At 65.4% G+C, this 19,431-nt stretch carries 7 protein-coding genes, 1 tRNA gene and 3 rRNA genes; 9 read left to right on the top strand and 2 right to left on the bottom strand.

The annotated features are described in order from the left end of the window. Window positions 1-37 precede the first annotated feature (37 nt). Window positions 38-277 carry a hypothetical protein gene (locus RKD20_RS12235; protein WP_424883204.1) on the bottom strand — a complete coding sequence of 80 codons (240 nt, stop codon included), beginning with the start codon at window positions 275-277 and terminating at the stop codon, window positions 38-40. 193 nt (window positions 278-470) lie between these two features. On the opposite strand from RKD20_RS12235, the gene thyX reads away from it, so the two are divergent. From thyX to RKD20_RS12195, 8 genes are all read left to right on the top strand, one after another. Further along, on the top strand, window positions 471-1,211 hold the full coding sequence (gene thyX, locus RKD20_RS12230; protein ID WP_424877760.1) for an FAD-dependent thymidylate synthase: 741 nt from the start codon (window positions 471-473) through the stop codon (window positions 1,209-1,211). A gap of 212 nt (window positions 1,212-1,423) precedes the next feature. After that, complete coding sequence (gene dapA / locus RKD20_RS12225; RefSeq protein ID WP_424877759.1) at window positions 1,424-2,323, top strand: 4-hydroxy-tetrahydrodipicolinate synthase; 900 nt, start codon at window positions 1,424-1,426, stop codon at window positions 2,321-2,323. Window positions 2,324-2,476: 153 nt separating this feature from the next. Then, entirely contained in the window at window positions 2,477-4,162 is a 1,686-nt protein-coding gene (locus RKD20_RS12220) for a ribonuclease J (protein WP_424877758.1), read from the top strand. Window positions 4,163-4,661: 499 nt separating this feature from the next. Next, window positions 4,662-6,189 (top strand): 16S ribosomal RNA (locus RKD20_RS12215). A 304-nt stretch (window positions 6,190-6,493) separates the two neighbouring features. Next, window positions 6,494-9,615: ribosomal RNA gene (locus tag RKD20_RS12210) — 23S ribosomal RNA — on the top strand. A gap of 70 nt (window positions 9,616-9,685) precedes the next feature. Beyond that, window positions 9,686-9,802 (top strand): 5S ribosomal RNA (gene rrf / locus RKD20_RS12205). Together the 16S, 23S and 5S rRNA genes form the textbook arrangement of a ribosomal RNA operon. 114 nt (window positions 9,803-9,916) lie before the next feature. After that, window positions 9,917-10,579: a DegT/DnrJ/EryC1/StrS family aminotransferase gene (locus tag RKD20_RS12200; RefSeq protein WP_424883203.1), complete on the top strand. Its 663-nt coding sequence runs from the start codon at window positions 9,917-9,919 to the stop codon at window positions 10,577-10,579. Window positions 10,580-10,653: 74 nt separating this feature from the next. Next, window positions 10,654-10,729, top strand: a tRNA-Thr gene (locus RKD20_RS12195). A gap of 46 nt (window positions 10,730-10,775) precedes the next feature. Here RKD20_RS12195 and RKD20_RS12190 read toward each other — a convergent pair. Then, entirely contained in the window at window positions 10,776-13,529 is a 2,754-nt protein-coding gene (locus tag RKD20_RS12190; RefSeq protein WP_424877757.1) for a SpoIIE family protein phosphatase, read from the bottom strand. Between the two features lie 396 nt (window positions 13,530-13,925). Here RKD20_RS12190 and RKD20_RS12185 point away from each other — a divergent pair, with 396 nt between their 5' ends. Then, window positions 13,926-19,397, top strand: coding sequence for a HAMP domain-containing protein (locus RKD20_RS12185; RefSeq protein ID WP_424877756.1), 5,472 nt, complete (start codon window positions 13,926-13,928; stop codon window positions 19,395-19,397). The last annotated feature ends 34 nt before the right edge of the window (window positions 19,398-19,431 follow it).

Raw genomic sequence — 19,431 nt, 5'->3', positions numbered from 1 at the left:
ACGCCATTCGGGCAGTGGGGGAGAGCCAGTGCCCGCGTCAGTGTCCCTGAGATGCCTGGGACTGCTGTGTCTGCGAGGGCGCCTGATCCTGCGACAGGGCCGGCATCCCGAGGACCAGGGATCCCACGAGTCCGGCGACGATGGTGAGCCCCACCAGCCAGCGCCCGGCCAGCTCACCGGCGGACGCCCGCTCACGGGGCGGAGGAGTGACATTGCTGCGGAACCTGTCGGCTTCGGCGACAAAGGCGAACGGAACGGGTTCGCGCCGACGCAACAGCATGGGGGTACTTCTCCCTTCAGGGGATGGAACTTCGGGGATCGAACGAATCGCTGCTGTCTGTACAGACGAGCGGTTGCCGCAAAAGGTGCCCGGTTTCGCCGACTTAACTCGGTCACGACACTGAAAGTCCCGTTTGGCGGGCCGTAGAGTGGCGTCGCCACCGAAAGAGCTGGGAAGGACCCCCCGAACCGTGACCCCCACCCCCGACGACGATTTCAAGATCGAGCTGCGCGACGACGTCACCGTCGAACTGGTCAAGCACAGCGCGGCCGACTCCGACGTGCTGTTCGCCGCCAGGGTGTCGACCGTCGGAGAGCAGTCCCTGGACGAGCTGAACAAGGACCCGGAGCGCTCCAAGGGCCTGATCAACTACCTCATGCGGGACCGGCACGGCAGCCCGTTCGAGCACAACTCCATGACCTTCTTCATCAGCGCCCCGATCCTCGTCTTCCGCGAGTTCATGCGGCACCGCGTGGGCTGGTCGTACAACGAGGAGTCCGGCCGCTACCGGGAGCTCCAGCCCGTGTTCTACGTCCCCGGCCCCGACCGCAAGCTCGTCCAGCAGGGCCGCCCGGGCAAGTACGTCTTCGTCGAGGGCACCCCGGAGCAGCACGCGTCCGTCGGGAACGCGATGGAGGAGTCGTACCGCCAGGCGTACCGGGCCTACCAGGACATGCTCGCGCAGGGCGTCGCCCGCGAGGTCGCCCGTTCGGTCCTGCCCGTCGGACTGTTCTCCTCGATGTACGCCACCTGCAACGCCCGCTCGCTCATGCACTTCCTCGGTCTGCGCACCCAGCACGAGCAGGCGAAGGTGCCGTCCTTCCCGCAGCGGGAGATCGAGATGGTCGGCGAGAAGATGGAGGCGGAGTGGGCCAAGCTCATGCCGCTCACCTACGCGGCCTTCAACGCGAACGGCCGTGTGGCGCCGTAACGGACGCCTGTTTCCCCGCAGGGCACAGATGTGCGGGCCCGCCTCGCGAAGTGTCCGTATTGCGGCATTTAGAGAAGTTCATCTAGCCTGATCAAACGGACCCGGCACTGCTTGAACCCCCGAGCAGGCAGTGCCGGGCTCCGCATTTGTCCTGACTTTTCCCGGCCCCCCTAGGGCAGACCCCGCCCTGCGCAACGAGTAGCGTGTTCCCCATGGCTCCGACCTCCACTCCGCAGACCCCCTTCGGGCGGGTCCTCACCGCCATGGTCACGCCCTTCACGGCGGACGGCGCACTCGACCTCGACGGCGCACAGCGGCTCGCCACCCACCTGGTGGACGCAGGCAACGACGGCCTGATCATCAACGGCACCACCGGCGAGTCGCCCACCACCGGTGACGCGGAGAAATCGGACCTGGTACGAGCCGTACTGGAGGCGGTCGGCGACCGCGCCCACGTCATCGCCGGCGTCGGCACCAACGACACCCGCCACAGCATCGAGCTGGCCCAGGCCGCCGAGAAGGTCGGCGCACACGGCCTCCTGATCGTGACGCCGTACTACAACAAGCCCCCGCAGGAGGGCCTGTACCGGCACTTCAAGGCCGTCGCCGACGCCGCCGAGCTGCCCGTCATGCTCTACGACATCCCGGGCCGCAGCGGCGTCCCGATCAGCACCGAGACGCTGGTCCGGCTCGCCGAGCACCCGCGGATCGTCGCCAACAAGGACGCCAAGGGCGACCTCGGCCGCGCCAGCTGGGCCATCGCCCGCTCCGGCCTCGCCTGGTACTCCGGCGACGACATGCTGAACCTCCCGCTGCTCTCCGTGGGCGCGGTCGGCTTCGTCTCGGTCGTCGGCCACGTCGTCACCCCGGACCTGCGCGCCCTGGTCGAGGCGTTCGTCTCGGGTGACGTACAGAAGGCCACCGAGATCCACCAGAAGCTGCTCCCCGTCTACACGGGCATGTTCCGTACCCAGGGAGTGATGACCACCAAGGCGGCGCTCACCCTCCAGGGCCTCCCCGCGGGGCCCCTGCGCGCCCCCATGGTCGAGCTCTCGCCCGAAGAGATCCGGCAGCTCAAGATCGATCTTGCAGCCGGCGGGGTACAGCTCTAGCACCAGACTTCGCGCGCCCGGCGCGCAACCGGACTCAACAACTGAATAGGCGGGCCACCGGTGCCCGCACCACAACGACAACTGCTACACGCACGAACGTCACGCACGCCACGTGCCCCACCGGTACGTGGCGTGTGTGGTGAGGAGAGTCTTTTGAGTCATCCGCATCCCGAACTGGCCCCGCCCCCGCCGCTTGCCGAGGGCGCCCTGCGGGTCACCCCACTCGGCGGTCTCGGTGAGATCGGCCGAAACATGACGGTCTTCGAATACGGCGGCCGCCTGCTGATCGTCGACTGCGGAGTGCTGTTCCCCGAGGAGGAACAGCCCGGAATCGACCTGATCCTGCCGGACTTCTCGTCCGTCCGGGACCGCCTCGACGACATCGAGGGCATCGTCCTCACCCATGGCCACGAGGACCACATCGGTGGTGTCCCCTACCTCCTCCGCGAGAAGCCGGACATTCCGCTGATCGGCTCCAAGCTGACCCTCGCGCTCATCGAGGCCAAGCTCCAGGAGCACCGCATCCGTCCGTACACCCTTGAGGTGGCGGAGGGACACCGCGAGCGCATCGGCCCCTTCGACTGCGAGTTCGTCGCGGTCAACCACTCCATCCCCGACGCCCTCGCGGTCGCCATCCGCACGCCCGCCGGCATGGCGGTGCACACAGGCGACTTCAAGATGGACCAGCTCCCGCTGGACGGCCGGCTCACCGACCTGCATGCGTTCGCGCGGCTGAGCGAGGAGGGCATCGACCTTCTCCTCTCCGACTCGACGAACGCCGAGGTACCGGGCTTCGTCCCGCCCGAGAAGGACATCTCGAACGTCCTGCGCCAGGTCTTCGGCAACGCCCGCAAGCGGATCATCGTGGCGAGCTTCGCCAGCCACATCCACCGCATCCAGCAGATCCTGGACGCGGCCCACGAGTACGGCCGCCGGGTCGCCTTCGTCGGCCGCTCGATGGTCCGCAACATGGGCATCGCGAGAGACCTCGGCTACCTGAAGGTCCCCCCGGGCCTGGTGGTCGACGTCAAGACGCTCGACGACCTCCCGGACCACGAGGTGGTCCTGGTCTGCACGGGCTCGCAGGGCGAACCGATGGCCGCCCTGTCCCGCATGGCCAACCGCGACCACCAGATCCGGATCGTCCAGGGCGACACCGTCATCCTCGCGTCCTCGCTGATCCCCGGGAACGAGAACGCGGTCTACCGCGTGATCAACGGCCTGACCCGCTGGGGCGCCAACGTCGTCCACAAGGGCAACGCCAAGGTGCACGTCTCGGGCCACGCGTCCGCGGGCGAGCTCCTGTACTTCTACAACATCTGCCGGCCGAAGAACCTGATGCCGGTCCACGGCGAATGGCGCCACCTGCGCGCCAACGCCGAGCTCGGCGCCCTGACCGGCGTCCCGCACGACCGCATCGTCATCGCCGAGGACGGCGTGGTCGTCGACCTCGTCGAGGGCAAGGCGAAGATCGCGGGCAAGGTCCAGGCGGGTTACGTCTACGTCGACGGCCTCTCGGTCGGCGATGTCGGCGAGCCGGCCCTCAAGGACCGCAAGATCCTCGGCGACGAGGGCATCATCTCGGTCTTCCTGGTCGTGGACTCGTCCACCGGCAAGATCACGGGCGGCCCGCACATCCAGGCGCGCGGCTCCGGCATCGAGGACGCGGCCTTCGCCGACGTGATCCCGCGGGTCACCGAGGTACTCGAGCGCTCGGCGCAGGACGGCGTGGTCGAACCCCACCAGCTGCAACAGCTGGTGCGTCGGACCCTGGGCAAGTGGGTCTCCGACACGTATCGCCGCAGGCCGATGATCCTGCCTGTGGTGGTGGAGGTCTGACGGACCGTCGGACATCCGTCCGAGTGAACATGGAGCGGGGCGCCTCGATTTGCATCGAGGCGCCCCGCTCCAGTACGTTTACGGCTCCGCCTGAGGGGGAACCCGGCAGCTTCGTGCTCCGGGGCCAGCCTCCAGGGGGCGGGAATTCCGACTCAGAACTTCTGATAAAGTCGGAGTCGCCGGAAAGGGAAACGCGAGAGCGGGAACCTGGAAAGCACCGAGGAAATCGGAACCGGAAACGGTCTGATAGAGTCGGAAACGCAAGACCGAAGGGAAAAGCCCGGAGGAAAGCCCGAGAGGGTGAGTACAAAGGAAGCGTCCGTTCCTTGAGAACTCAACAGCGTGCCAAAAATCAACGCCAGATATGTTGATACCCCGTCTCCAGCATCTGCTGGGACGAGGTTCCTTTGAAATAGACACAGCGAGGACGCTGTGAACGACCGCCTTATTCCGGTGGTTGTTCCGCTCTCGTGTGTGTGCACCCGATTACGGGTAAACATTCACGGAGAGTTTGATCCTGGCTCAGGACGAACGCTGGCGGCGTGCTTAACACATGCAAGTCGAACGATGAACCACTTCGGTGGGGATTAGTGGCGAACGGGTGAGTAACACGTGGGCAATCTGCCCTTCACTCTGGGACAAGCCCTGGAAACGGGGTCTAATACCGGATATCACTGCCACTCGCATGGGTGGTGGTTGAAAGCTCCGGCGGTGAAGGATGAGCCCGCGGCCTATCAGCTTGTTGGTGAGGTAATGGCTCACCAAGGCGACGACGGGTAGCCGGCCTGAGAGGGCGACCGGCCACACTGGGACTGAGACACGGCCCAGACTCCTACGGGAGGCAGCAGTGGGGAATATTGCACAATGGGCGAAAGCCTGATGCAGCGACGCCGCGTGAGGGATGACGGCCTTCGGGTTGTAAACCTCTTTCAGCAGGGAAGAAGCGAAAGTGACGGTACCTGCAGAAGAAGCGCCGGCTAACTACGTGCCAGCAGCCGCGGTAATACGTAGGGCGCAAGCGTTGTCCGGAATTATTGGGCGTAAAGAGCTCGTAGGCGGCTTGTCACGTCGGGTGTGAAAGCCCGGGGCTTAACCCCGGGTCTGCATTCGATACGGGCTAGCTAGAGTGTGGTAGGGGAGATCGGAATTCCTGGTGTAGCGGTGAAATGCGCAGATATCAGGAGGAACACCGGTGGCGAAGGCGGATCTCTGGGCCATTACTGACGCTGAGGAGCGAAAGCGTGGGGAGCGAACAGGATTAGATACCCTGGTAGTCCACGCCGTAAACGGTGGGAACTAGGTGTTGGCGACATTCCACGTCGTCGGTGCCGCAGCTAACGCATTAAGTTCCCCGCCTGGGGAGTACGGCCGCAAGGCTAAAACTCAAAGGAATTGACGGGGGCCCGCACAAGCAGCGGAGCATGTGGCTTAATTCGACGCAACGCGAAGAACCTTACCAAGGCTTGACATACGCCGGAAAGCATCAGAGATGGTGCCCCCCTTGTGGTCGGTGTACAGGTGGTGCATGGCTGTCGTCAGCTCGTGTCGTGAGATGTTGGGTTAAGTCCCGCAACGAGCGCAACCCTTGTCCTGTGTTGCCAGCATGCCCTTCGGGGTGATGGGGACTCACAGGAGACCGCCGGGGTCAACTCGGAGGAAGGTGGGGACGACGTCAAGTCATCATGCCCCTTATGTCTTGGGCTGCACACGTGCTACAATGGCAGGTACAATGAGCTGCGATACCGTGAGGTGGAGCGAATCTCAAAAAGCCTGTCTCAGTTCGGATTGGGGTCTGCAACTCGACCCCATGAAGTCGGAGTTGCTAGTAATCGCAGATCAGCATTGCTGCGGTGAATACGTTCCCGGGCCTTGTACACACCGCCCGTCACGTCACGAAAGTCGGTAACACCCGAAGCCGGTGGCCCAACCCCCTTGTGGGGAGGGAGCTGTCGAAGGTGGGACTGGCGATTGGGACGAAGTCGTAACAAGGTAGCCGTACCGGAAGGTGCGGCTGGATCACCTCCTTTCTAAGGAGCATCTAGGCCGCCAAGCTTGCTTGGTGGTCCAGGGCCAGTACATCGGCGTACGTCCGATGCTGGTTGCTCATGGGTGGAACGTTGATTATTCGGCATTTTCAGTCATCTCGGGCTGCCAGTACTGCTCTTCGGAGCGTGGAAAGCTGATCACGAGTGGCGGAGGTGTCGGGCACGCTGTTGGGTGTCTGAGGGAATGAACCCCCTCGATGCCGGCCCCAGTGAACTCGCCTGTGAGGGCGGGGTGATGGGTGGCTGGTCGTTGTTTGAGAACTGCACAGTGGACGCGAGCATCTGTGGCCAAGTTTTTAAGGGCGCACGGTGGATGCCTTGGCACCAGGAACCGATGAAGGACGTGGGAGGCCACGATAGTCCCCGGGGAGTCGTCAACCAGGCTTTGATCCGGGGGTTTCCGAATGGGGAAACCCGGCAGTCGTCATGGGCTGTCACCCATACCTGAACACATAGGGTATGTGGAGGGAACGCGGGGAAGTGAAACATCTCAGTACCCGCAGGAAGAGAAAACAACCGTGATTCCGGGAGTAGTGGCGAGCGAAACCGGATGAGGCCAAACCGTATGCGTGTGAGACCCGGCAGGGGTTGCGCATTCGGGGTTGTGGGATCTCTCTTTCACAGTCTGCCGGCTGTGAGACGAGTCAGAAACCGTTGATGTAGGCGAAGGACATGCGAAAGGTCCGGCGTAGAGGGTAAGACCCCCGTAGTCGAAACATCAGCGGCTCGTTTGAGAGACACCCAAGTAGCACGGGGCCCGAGAAATCCCGTGTGAATCTGGCGGGACCACCCGCTAAGCCTAAATATTCCCTGGTGACCGATAGCGGATAGTACCGTGAGGGAATGGTGAAAAGTACCGCGGGAGCGGAGTGAAATAGTACCTGAAACCGTGTGCCTACAAGCCGTGGGAGCGTCGCGCATTGAGTTTACTCAATGCGTCGTGACTGCGTGCCTTTTGAAGAATGAGCCTGCGAGTTTGCGGTGTGTTGCGAGGTTAACCCGGGTGGGGTAGCCGTAGCGAAAGCGAGTCCTAATAGGGCGTTTCAGTAGCACGCTCAAGACCCGAAGCGGAGTGATCTAGCCATGGGCAGGTTGAAGCGGAGGTAAGACTTCGTGGAGGACCGAACCCACCAGGGTTGAAAACCTGGGGGATGACCTGTGGTTAGGGGTGAAAGGCCAATCAAACTCCGTGATAGCTGGTTCTCCCCGAAATGCATTTAGGTGCAGCGTCGTGTGTTTCTTGCCGGAGGTAGAGCACTGGATAGGCGATGGGCCCTACCGGGTTACTGACCTTAGCCAAACTCCGAATGCCGGTAAGTGAGAGCGCGGCAGTGAGACTGTGGGGGATAAGCTCCATGGTCGAGAGGGAAACAGCCCAGAGCATCGACTAAGGCCCCTAAGCGTACGCTAAGTGGGAAAGGATGTGGAGTCGCAGAGACAACCAGGAGGTTGGCTTAGAAGCAGCCACCCTTGAAAGAGTGCGTAATAGCTCACTGGTCTAGTGATTCCGCGCCGACAATGTAGCGGGGCTCAAGCGTACCGCCGAAGTCGTGTCATTGCAGCAATACGCCCAACGGTGGCTGTGATGGGTAGGGGAGCGTCGTGTGCCGGGTGAAGCTGCAGCGGAAGCTAGTGGTGGACGGTTCACGAGTGAGAATGCAGGCATGAGTAGCGATACACACGTGGGAAACGTGTGCGCCGATTGACTAAGGGTTCCTGGGTCAAGCTGATCTGCCCAGGGTAAGTCGGGACCTAAGGCGAGGCCGACAGGCGTAGTCGATGGATAACCGGTTGATATTCCGGTACCCGCTGTGAAGCGTCAAACATCGAACCCATTGATGCTAAGGCCGTGAAGCCGTTCCGGACCCTTCGGGGAAAGGAAAGTGGTGGAGCCGCTGATCCAAGGTGGTAGTAGGTGAGTGATGGGGTGACGCAGGAAGGTAGTCCAGCCCGGGCGGTGGTTGTCCCGGGGTAAGGGTGTAGGCCGTGTGATAGGTAAATCCGTCGCACATGAGGCTGAGACCTGATGCCGAGCCGATTGTGGTGAAGTGGATGATCCTATGCTGTCGAGAAAAGCCTCTAGCGAGTTTCATGGCGGCCCGTACCCTAAACCGACTCAGGTGGTCAGGTAGAGAATACCGAGGCGTTCGGGTGAACTATGGTTAAGGAACTCGGCAAAATGCCCCCGTAACTTCGGGAGAAGGGGGGCCATCACCGGTGATCCGTTTTACACGGTGAGCTGGGGGTGGCCGCAGAGACCAGCGAGAAGCGACTGTTTACTAAAAACACAGGTCCGTGCGAAGCCGTAAGGCGATGTATACGGACTGACGCCTGCCCGGTGCTGGAACGTTAAGGGGACCGGTTAGTCACATTTCGGTGTGGCGAAGCTGAGAACTTAAGCGCCAGTAAACGGCGGTGGTAACTATAACCATCCTAAGGTAGCGAAATTCCTTGTCGGGTAAGTTCCGACCTGCACGAATGGCGTAACGACTTCTCGACTGTCTCAACCATAGGCCCGGTGAAATTGCACTACGAGTAAAGATGCTCGTTTCGCGCAGCAGGACGGAAAGACCCCGGGACCTTTACTACAGTTTGATATTGGTGTTCGGTTCGGCTTGTGTAGGATAGCTGGGAGACTGTGAACTCTGGACGCCAGTTCAGGGGGAGTCGTCGTTGAAATACCAGTCTGGTCGTGCTGGATGTCTAACCTGGGTCCGTGATCCGGATCAGGGACAGTGTCTGATGGGTAGTTTAACTGGGGCGGTTGCCTCCTAAAGAGTAACGGAGGCGCCCAAAGGTTCCCTCAGCCTGGTTGGTAATCAGGTGTTGAGTGTAAGTGCACAAGGGAGCTTGACTGTGAGACCGACGGGTCGAGCAGGGACGAAAGTCGGGACTAGTGATCCGGCGGTGGCTTGTGGAAGCGCCGTCGCTCAACGGATAAAAGGTACCCCGGGGATAACAGGCTGATCTTCCCCAAGAGTCCATATCGACGGGATGGTTTGGCACCTCGATGTCGGCTCGTCGCATCCTGGGGCTGGAGTCGGTCCCAAGGGTTGGGCTGTTCGCCCATTAAAGCGGTACGCGAGCTGGGTTTAGAACGTCGTGAGACAGTTCGGTCCCTATCCGCTGTGCGCGTAGGAGTCTTGAGAAGGGCTGTCCCTAGTACGAGAGGACCGGGACGGACGAACCTCTGGTGTGCCAGTTGTCCTGCCAAGGGCATGGCTGGTTGGCTACGTTCGGGAGGGATAACCGCTGAAAGCATCTAAGCGGGAAGCCTGCTTCGAGATGAGGACTCCCACCCCCTTGAGGGGTTAAGGCTCCCAGTAGACGACTGGGTTGATAGGCCGGATCTGGAAGCCCAGTAATGGGTGGAGGTGACCGGTACTAATAGGCCGAGGGCTTGTCCTCAGTTGCTCGCGTCCACTGTGTTAGTTCTGAGGCAACGACTGTGTCATTTTCCGGTCGAACTTCATAGTGTTTCGGTGGTCATAGCGTGAGGGAAACGCCCGGTTACATTCCGAACCCGGAAGCTAAGCCTTACAGCGCCGATGGTACTGCAGGGGGGACCCTGTGGGAGAGTAGGACACCGCCGAACAATTCTTCAAAGGGTTGGATCCTGAACTTCGGTTCGGGGTCCAACCCTTTTTTGTTGGGCGTCACTTGAAGTTCACGTTGCGCAACCACCATCCCCAGCATGGGTACTGCTGCAATGCTCAGGGCCGCCGGCGTCGGAGTCGGTGACGAGGTCGTCGTACCGGCCTTCGGGAACGTCGAGGTCGCCGAAGCGGTGACACTCGCGGGTGCGCTTCCGGTGTTCGCGGACATACATCCGGTCAGCTACTGCCTGGACGCGTCCGCTGTCGAGGCCGCCGTAACTCCGCGGACGGCGGCCGTCGTTGTAGTCCACCGATTCGGAAGGCCGGCCGACATGGCGCGGCTGCTCGAGGTCGGCCGGCGGCACGGGCTGCTGGTGCTGCAGGAAGGCGAGTCCGAGGCGCCGTACGACGAGACCGCTCAGCGGCGGGAGCGGGCCTGCTATCTCGATGGGAAGCTGCGCGGTGTGCGCACGCCCGACGGTGGGGACGGGCACACCTACCAGCAGTACGTCGTGCGGGTTCCCGGCAACGGGCGGCCGGACCGGGACGCGTTCGCCCGGGCCCTGCGGAGCAAGGGAGTTGATTGCCGGGTGCCGGTGAAGACGCCCGTGCACCGGCTTCCCGAGTTCCGGCGTTGTGTGTCGCTGCCGGAGACCGAACTGGCCGCCGACGAGACGCTTGCGTTGCCGGTCGATGCCTCGCTGACCAAGCGGGACATGCAGCGGGTGGTGGCCGCGTGCAATGCCCTCGGCGGACTGCTTCAGCCTGCTTTCTGAGCGAGTTGGGAGCACGGGTCTGCTCGGGGTATGATCTCTTCCGTTGCCGCGAGGGAAACCTCGGAAAGCGACAGGCCCCCTTAGCTCAGTCGGCAGAGCGTCTCCATGGTAAGGAGAAGGTCAACGGTTCGATTCCGTTAGGGGGCTCCAGCAAAAGGCCCCGCCCATTCGGGCGGGGCCTTTTTCGTGTTCCCTCTCAGTCCGTGTGCAGGCCCGGGACGCGCATTGCCAGGATCGCCATGTCGTCGGACGGGGCGTCGGAGGCGAAGCGTTCGACCGCGCGCATGATGCGGGCCGCGACAGCGCCGGCCGTCAGGCCCGTACAGGTGGTGAGGACGTCGGCGAGACCGTCGTCGCCCAGCATGCGGGTGCCTTCCCGGCGTTCTGTGACGCCGTCCGTGACGCAGAGCAGGACGTCGCCCGGGTCGAGCGTGACCGCCTGCTCGTAGAGCTCCAGGTCCTCCATTACGCCGAGGAGCGGCTGGGGTTCGGCGGCCGGTTCCACGGTGCCGTCCTGGCGCAGGCGGAGGGGGAGCGGGTGGCCGGCGCAGACGACCTTCAGGCGGGCGCTGCCGTCCTCCTGCGGCCACAACTCGCCGTAGAGCAGGGTCAGGAAGCGGCTGCGGGCGCCCTCGTCGAGGATCGCGGAGTTGAGGCGCTCCAGGACCGCCGGGCCGCTCAGACCCTCCCTGGCCAGGAGACGCAGGGCGTGCCGGGCGAGGCCCGTCACCGCCGCCGCGTTCGGGCCCGTGCCGCAGACGTCGCCGATGGCGAAGCCGTACGCGCCGTCGCTGATGGGGAAGACGTCGTAGAAGTCGCCGCCGACCTCGTTGCCCTCACCGGCCGCGCGGTAGATGACCTCGACCTCGACGCCGTCGATCTGGGGCAGCTCGGGCGGCAGGAGGCTGCGCTGGAGGGACTGGCTGATGGCCGTGCGCTCGGAGTAGAGGCGGGCGTTGTCGAGGGCGAGGGCGGCCCGGCGGGACAGGTCCTCGGCCAGTTCCAGGATCTCCTGGCGGAAGTGTTCGTCGGCGGGCTTGCCGAGGGTGAGCATGCCGATGACACGGTTGCGGGCGACCAGGGGGAGGACGACGGTCTCGCCGCCCACCGCGGAGGCCGTGGCGAGCGTGGGGCCGATCCCGGAGGCGAGCTGGTGGGTCTGGCCGCCGGTGAGACCGAGGCTGCGCATGGAGCTGCGCAGGGCCGCCTGGTGGGCCGCCTCGCCCGGGGCCGACCAGACGCGGGCGCCGGGGGTGGGGACCGGGTCAGGAGGCTGGATCTTCGACAGCAACGACTTGATGCCGTCGATGAGTTCCTCGTCCTCGTGCAGGACGTACGACAGATAGGGATCCGACGCCTGGTCGGCGATCGTGTAGACGGCACACCAGGTGGCCAGGGTGGGGACGGTCATCTGGGCCATGAGGGCCAGCGTCTGGTCGCGGTCCAGGGTGCCGGCCAGGAGGTCGGAGGCCTCGACGAGGAAGCTCAGGGAGCCGCGGCGCAGGCGTTCGAGTTCGCCCAGGCGGGCCGACTCGACGGCCAACGCGATGCGGTCGGCGGCGAACTGGAGTCGCAGGGCTTCTTCGTTCGAGTATCTGCCGGGACCCTCCGCGGCCACGCCCAGGGAGCCGGTGAGGCGTCCCTCGACCTTCAGCGGGACCGTGACGACCGAGCGCATGCCCGTGCCGCTCAGGAGCGGTACTGCGCCCGGTACGGCCGACAGGTCGTCGTGGACGGCCGGCATGCGGGCGGAGCCGTAGCGCCCGGGGCCCGCTTCGACCGGCACGCGCGCGAAGCGCTGACGGGCGGAGGGCAGGCCGGTGGAGGCGCGGACCTCCAGCTCCGTCTCGTCGTCGGTCGCGAGGAGCAGGAAGGCGGAGTCGCCGTCGAGCATGTCGCGCGCGCGTTCGACGGTGCGCTGGAGCAGGCCGTCGAGGTCGTCCGGGGCCGGGGAGCCGATGAACACCTCGAAGGGGTCGGTGCTCTGGCCGTCGGCGGAGGTGGTTGTGTCGGAGGAGGGGACACGCAACGGCGTCTGGAGCACGGCCCGTTCGTGGTCGCGGACCAGGAGGCAGACGGTGGAGGGTTCGCCGCCGGTGTCGCGGACGCGCAGGTGGGAGGCGTAGACCGAGGTGACGCGGCCGTTGGCGGCCCTTATGCCGTAGCTGCCCTCCCAGCGCGAGAGTTGGAGTGCCTCGACGATGCCGGTGCTGGTGCCCGGGGTGTGCGGCCAGGCCGCGAGGTCGGTCAGGGGCTTGCCGAGGACCTGGTCGGCGCCGTAGCCGAAGAGTTCCTCGGCGTCCTCGTTCCACGAGGTGATGGCGCCCGTACGGTCGATCTGGACGACGGCGACGCGGACGCGGCCGTCGGCCAGCGGGAGAAGGTCCGCGGGCAGCGACGGACCCGCGGTCCGGGTGCCCACCGGGCGCTCGGGCAGTGCGAGTTGGAACCAGACCTGCTTGTGGGTGGGGGTGTACTCGACACCCCACCGGCCGGCGAGCGCGGCGCAGAGCTGGAGGCCGCGGCCGCCCTCGCGGTCGAGGTTGCCCATGTTGACGGCCTGGCCCTGGAGGGGGATCTCACGTTCGGGGTAGTGGTCGGCCACCTCGATCCGTACACCGTCGTCACTGCGCAGGCACAGAACGTCGGCGGACGTGCCCGCGTGGACCACGGCGTTGGTGACGAGTTCGCTGGTGAGGACCACCGCGTCGTCGACGATGTCGGCGAAGCCCCAGCCCTGGAGGGTGTCGCGGACGAAGGACCGGGCGGTCGCCACCGATCGTCCGACGGGCTCGAAGCTGGCTGCCGCGCGCGCGGTGATCACGGAACTCCTCGACCGGTTGTCGACGTGCAGGGCTGCCTGGCCGACCGGCTCGTGCCGCTGCTGCGGCAGACCGCCCGTCGGCCGGGGATCCGGGTTCTGTCCCCCGGGGATCAGTCCGGTGGTCATGTGTGCGGCCGCCCTCCGATGCCCGCTCGTGCTCGTGCCACCGCCCAGGCCGGACGGACCGGCTCGGCTGGACAGCCGCATGCAAGGTTACTTACCTTCGACGGCCATGCGGATGCCGGTCTGCAGTGTTTCCGTCCGGAGGGTGTGCGGACGATGTGCGAAGCTGCCGAACTGTTATGGCCGGGTTCAACCGGGGTGAAACACTGGGCAAGCTCCTGAAGAAGGTTCGGGCAGGCCGAGTGGCTTGCTCGTACGGCGGGCAGCAGCCCGTGGTGCGGGTTCGCATGCCTGGTTGAAATATCGCTGTAGTAAGCAGAAGCGCGCGGCAGCAACCGGTGTGCCGCGCGGTACCACCCGAGCACAGCAGTAACGGTCGACCCCTGCGGGAGGGACACAGTGGAGTCTGGCGCAGCGACGCGGGGCACTAGGACGCGCGCGAAGGGCGGACAGTCCCCGAGCGGCCAGCGCAAACCGCGCGGTGGGACCACCGCGGTGGACACGGCTGCCCTGGACCGGCTGATGTCCGCGCTGGTCTCGATGCGTGACGGGAACTTCCGCAAGCGGCTCACGGTGTCCGGCGACGGCGTGATGTCGGAGATCGCGGCCGTTTTCAACGAGGTGGCCGACCGCAATCTGCATCTGACGGGTGAGCTGTCACGGGTGCGGCGCATGGTGGGCCGTGAGGGCAAGCTCACAGAACGGCTGGAAACAGGCGCCTGTGAGGGCTCCTGGGCGTCCGCCATCGATGCCTCCAACGCGCTCGTGGACGATCTCGTGCGGCCCGTCTCCGAGGTCGGCCGGGTGCTGTCCGCGGTGGCGGAGGGTGATCTGTCGCCCCGGATGGAGCTCAGGACGCAGGCCCCGGACGGGACGGGGCACCCCCTGCGCGGGGAGTTCCTGAAGGTCGGGCGGACTGTAAACAACCTTGTCGATCAGCTGTCCACCTTCACCGACGAGGTCACGCGCGTGGCCAGCGAGGTCGGCACCGAGGGCAAGCTCGGCGGGCAGGCACGCGTGCGTGGCATGTCGGGTTCGTGGAAGGACCTGACCGAGTCCGTCAACACGATGGCGTACCGGCTGACGGCCCAGGTGCGGGACATCGCGCTGGTGACCACGGCCGTCGCCAAGGGTGACCTGTCCCGGAAGGTCACGGTTCACGTGGCCGGCGAGATGCTGGAGCTGAAGAACACCGTCAACACGATGGTGGACCAGCTCTCCTCGTTCTCCTCCGAGGTGACCCGCGTCGCGCGCGAGGTGGGCGTCGAGGGCGAGCTCGGCGGCCAGGCGCAGGTGCCGGGTGTGGCCGGGGTGTGGAAGGACCTCACCGATTCGGTGAACCTCATGGCCGGCAACCTGACGGCCCAGGTGCGCGGGATCGCCCAGGTGACGACGGCGGTCGCCAGCGGTGACCTGTCGCAGAAGGTGACGGTCTCCGCACGCGGCGAGGTCGCGCAGCTGGCCGACACGATCAACCAGATGACCGAGACGCTGCGGATCTTCGCGGACGAGGTCACGCGCGTGGCCAACGAGGTCGGTGCCGAGGGGCAGCTCGGCGGGCAGGCGAACGTGCCGGGTGCGGCGGGGACGTGGAAGGACCTCACCGATTCGGTGAACACGGTCTTCCGGAACCTCACCACCCAGGTGCGCGACATCGCCGCCGTGACGACGGCGGTGGCCAACGGTGACCTGTCGCAGAAGGTCACCGTGGACGTGGCCGGCGAGATGCTGGAGCTGAAGAACACCGTCAACGGGATGGTGGACCAGCTGTCGGCGTTCGGTGCCGAGGTCACGCGCGTGGCGCGCGAGATCGGTGTCGAGGGTGAGCTGGGCGGTCAGGCGCAGGTGCCCGGGGCCGCCGGTACGTGGAAGGACCTGACCGACTCCGTCAACACGGCGTTCAGGAACCTCACCGGACAGGTGAGGAACATCGCCCAGGTGACCACGGCGGTGGCCAACGGTGACCTCTCGCAGAAGGTCACCGTGGACGTCTCCGGCGAGATGCTCCAGCTGAAGAACACCGTGAACACGATGGTGGACCAGCTCTCGGCCTTCGCCGACCAGGTGACGCGGATGGCCCGGGACGTGGGCACCGAGGGCCGCCTCGGCGGTCAGGCCGTCGTGCCCGGTGTCTCCGGGACCTGGAAGGAGCTCACCGACTCCGTCAACTTCATGGGTGGCAACCTCACCTCGCAGGTGCGGCAGATCGCCCAGGTGACGACGGCGGTGGCCCGGGGTGACCTGTCGCAGAAGATCGACGTGGACGCGCGCGGCGAGATCCTGGAGCTGAAGAACACCATCAACACGATGGTCGACCAGCTGTCCGCCTTCGCGGACCAGGTGACCCGGGTGGCCCGCGAGGTGGGCACCGAGGGCCGCCTCGGCGGTCAGGCGCAGGTGCCCGGCGTCGCCGGCGTGTGGCGGGACCTGACCGACTCCGTGAACGGAATGGCAGGAAACCTTACTGCCCAGGTGCGCAACATCGCGCAGGTGGCCACCGCGGTGGCCCGGGGTGACCTGTCGCAGAAGATCGACGTGGACGCGCGCGGCGAGATCCTGGAGCTGAAGAACACCCTCAACACGATGGTGGACCAGCTCTCCAGCTTCGCCGACCAGGTGACGCGGGTGGCCCGTGAGGTGGGCACCGAGGGCATCCTGGGTGGCCAGGCCGAGGTTCAGGGTGTCTCCGGCACCTGGAAGGACCTCACGCAGTCCGTGAACTTCATGGCGAACAACCTGACGATCCAGGTGCGCAACATCGCCGAGGTCACCACGGCGGTCGCCAAGGGCGATCTCTCGAAGAAGATCACCGTCGACGCGAAGGGCGAGATCCTCGAACTCGTCACCACCGTCAACACGATGGTCGACCAGCTCTCGTCCTTCGCCGAGCAGGTGACCCGGGTGGCCCGCGAGGTGGGCACCGAGGGCATCCTCGGCGGCCAGGCGCACGCGTCGGGCGTCACGGGTATCTGGAAGGACCTCACCGACAACGTCAACCTCATGGCCAACAACCTGACCGTGCAGGTGCGCAACATCTCCCAGGTCGCGAACGCGGTCGCCAACGGTGACCTGACCCGGACGGTGACGATCGAGGCGCGCGGCGAGGTCGCGCAGCTGGCCGACACCTTCAACACCATGGTGAAGACGCTGAGTTCGTTCGCCGACCAGGTCACCAAGGTGGCCCGCGAGGTGGGCACGGACGGCATCCTGGGCGGTCAGGCGCGGGTGCCCGGTGTGGCCGGCACCTGGAAGGACCTCACCGAGTCCGTGAACCAGATGGCGTCCAACCTGACCGGTCAGGTGCGGAACATCGCCATGGTGACCACAGCCATCGCCAAGGGTGACCTGACCAAGAAGATCGACATCGACGCGCGCGGCGAGATCCTGGAGCTGAAGACGACCATCAACACGATGGTCGACCAGCTGTCGTCCTTCGCCGAGGAGGTCACCCGGGTCGCCCGCGAGGTGGGTACCGAAGGACAGCTCGGCGGTCAGGCACGCGTGCGTGACGTCGACGGCACCTGGCGGGACCTGACCGAGTCCGTGAACGAAATGGCAGGAAACCTTACTCGGCAGGTCCGCGCCATCGCGCGCGTGGCGACCGCGGTGACGCGGGGCGACCTGAACCTGAAGATCGACGTGGACGCGTCCGGTGAGATCCAGGAGCTCCAGGACTACATCAACAAGATGATCGCCAACCTGCGCGACACCACGATCGCCAACAAGGAGCAGGACTGGCTCAAGGGCAACCTGGCCCGTATTTCGGCGCTCATGCAGGGCCGCCGGGACCTGGAGGACGTGGCCTCGCTGATCATGAGCGAGCTGACGCCGGTGGTGACCGCGCAGCACGGCGCGTTCTTCGTTGCGATGCCGCTCCTGGACGGCAAGGACATGAGCGCCGAGGCGGAGGAGCAGTACGAGCTGCGGATGCTCGGGTCGTACGGCTACTCGATGGGCTCCATGCCGACGTCGTTCCGGCCGGGGGAGGCGCTCATCGGGACGGCCGCCGAGGAGAAGCGCACGATCCTGGTGGAGAACGCGCCCAGTGGCTATCTGAAGATCTCCTCCGGTCTCGGAGAGGCGCCGCCCGCGCAAGTGATCGTCCTCCCGGTCCTGTTCGAGGGCAAGGTGCTCGGTGTCATCGAGCTCGCGTCCTTCACACCCTTCACGCAGATCCAGAAGGATTTCCTCAACCAGATCGCCGAGATGATCGCGACCAGCGTCAACACCATCTCCGTCAACACCAAGACGGAGGTGCTGCTGAAGCAGTCGCAGGAGCTGACCGAGCAACTGCGCGAGCGGTCGGCCGAGTTGGAGAACCGGCAGAAGGCCCTCCAGGCGTCCAACGCCGAACTGGAGGAGAAGGCCGAGCTGCTGGCCCAGCAGAACCGCGACATCGAGGTCAAGAACACCGAGATCGAGGAGGCGCGGCAGGTCCTGGAGGAACGCGCCGAGCAGCTCGCCGTGTCGATGCGGTACAAGAGCGAGTTCCTGGCCAACATGTCGCACGAGCTGCGGACGCCGCTGAACTCCCTGCTGATCCTCGCCAAGCTGCTCGCCGACAACGCGGACTCCAACCTCACCCCCAAGCAGGTCGAGTTCGCCGAGACCATCCATGGCGCGGGTTCCGACCTGCTCCAGCTGATCAACGACATCCTCGATCTGTCGAAGGTCGAGGCGGGCAAGATGGACGTCTCACCGACGCGTATCGCGCTGGTGCAGCTCGTGGACTACGTGGAGGCCACCTTCCGGCCGCTGACCGCGGAGAAGGGCCTGGACCTGTCCGTGCGGGTCTCGCCCGAGCTGCCCGCCACCCTGCACACCGATGAACAGCGTTTGCTCCAGGTGCTGCGGAACCTGCTGTCCAACGCGGTGAAGTTCACCGACTCCGGGGCCGTCGAGCTGGTCATCCGTCCCGCCGGTCGAGAGGTGCCGGTGGCGATCCGGGAGCAGTTGCTGGAGGCCGGGTCGCTGCGTGACCCGGGCGCCGACCTGATCGCGTTCTCGGTGACCGACACGGGTATCGGCATCGCGGCCAGCAAGATGCGGGTGATCTTCGAGGCCTTCAAGCAGGCCGACGGGACGACCAGCCGCAAGTACGGCGGCACCGGCCTCGGGCTGTCGATCTCGCGGGAGATCGCGCAACTGCTCGGCGGCGAGATCCACGCGCAGAGCGAGCCGGGACGCGGATCGACGTTCACGCTGTATTTGCCGCTGCACCCCAGCGAACTGCCGCCGCAGGGCTACCAGCAGTCCATGCCCGCCCTGGAGGCCGGCGACCTGGTGGCGTCCACGTCGGAGAACGGGAGGGCCGGGGTCGAGGTCGAGACGCCGGCCGAGGTGAGGTCGTACCAGGAGACGCAGAACGGGGCCGCGGCGCTCTTCCGGCGCCGTCGCAGGACCGCACCGTCCCTCGAACAGCGGATCGGGCAGCCGGACCAGTGGTCGGCGGTGGAGCACCAGTCCGCGCCGCAGCCGCGCCGGGGCATCCGGTTCGGCGGGGAGAAGGTGCTGATCGTCGACGACGACATCCGCAACGTCTTCGCGCTCACCAGTGTGCTCGAACAGCACGGGCTGTCGGTCCTGTACGCGGAGAACGGCCGTGAGGGCATCGAGGTGCTGGAGCAGCACGAGGACGTGGCGGTCGTCCTGATGGACATCATGATGCCCGAGATGGACGGGTACGCCACGACCAACGCGATCCGCAGGATGCCGCAGTTCGCCGGGCTCCCGATCATCGCGCTGACCGCCAAGGCGATGAAGGGCGACCGGGAGAAGGCGATCGAGTCGGGCGCCTCCGACTACGTGACCAAGCCGGTCGATCCCGATCATCTGCTGTCGGTGATGGAACAGTGGATGCGGGGGGAGTGATGGGAATCGGTGGAGTTCACGCGGAGTTGCTGAC

Origin of the sequence: Streptomyces sp. SLBN-8D4, from assembly GCF_049739545.1 — a bacterium.
GTDB classification, from domain to species: Bacteria; Actinomycetota; Actinomycetes; order Streptomycetales; family Streptomycetaceae; genus Streptomyces; species Streptomyces canus_C.
The sequence above is the reverse complement of the archived record's forward strand: the minus strand, read 5'-3'. Positions and strand labels throughout refer to the sequence as shown.

Excerpts from the sequence above, each read along its gene's own strand:
- dapA (WP_424877759.1), top strand. The coding sequence starts at position 1,424 with ATGGCTCCGACCTCCACTCCGCAGACCCCCTTCGGGCGGGTCCTCACC.
- RKD20_RS12200 (WP_424883203.1), top strand. The coding sequence starts at position 9,917 with ATGCTCAGGGCCGCCGGCGTCGGAGTCGGTGACGAGGTCGTCGTACCG.
- RKD20_RS12190 (WP_424877757.1), bottom strand. The coding sequence starts at position 13,529 with ATGACCACCGGACTGATCCCCGGGGGACAGAACCCGGATCCCCGGCCG.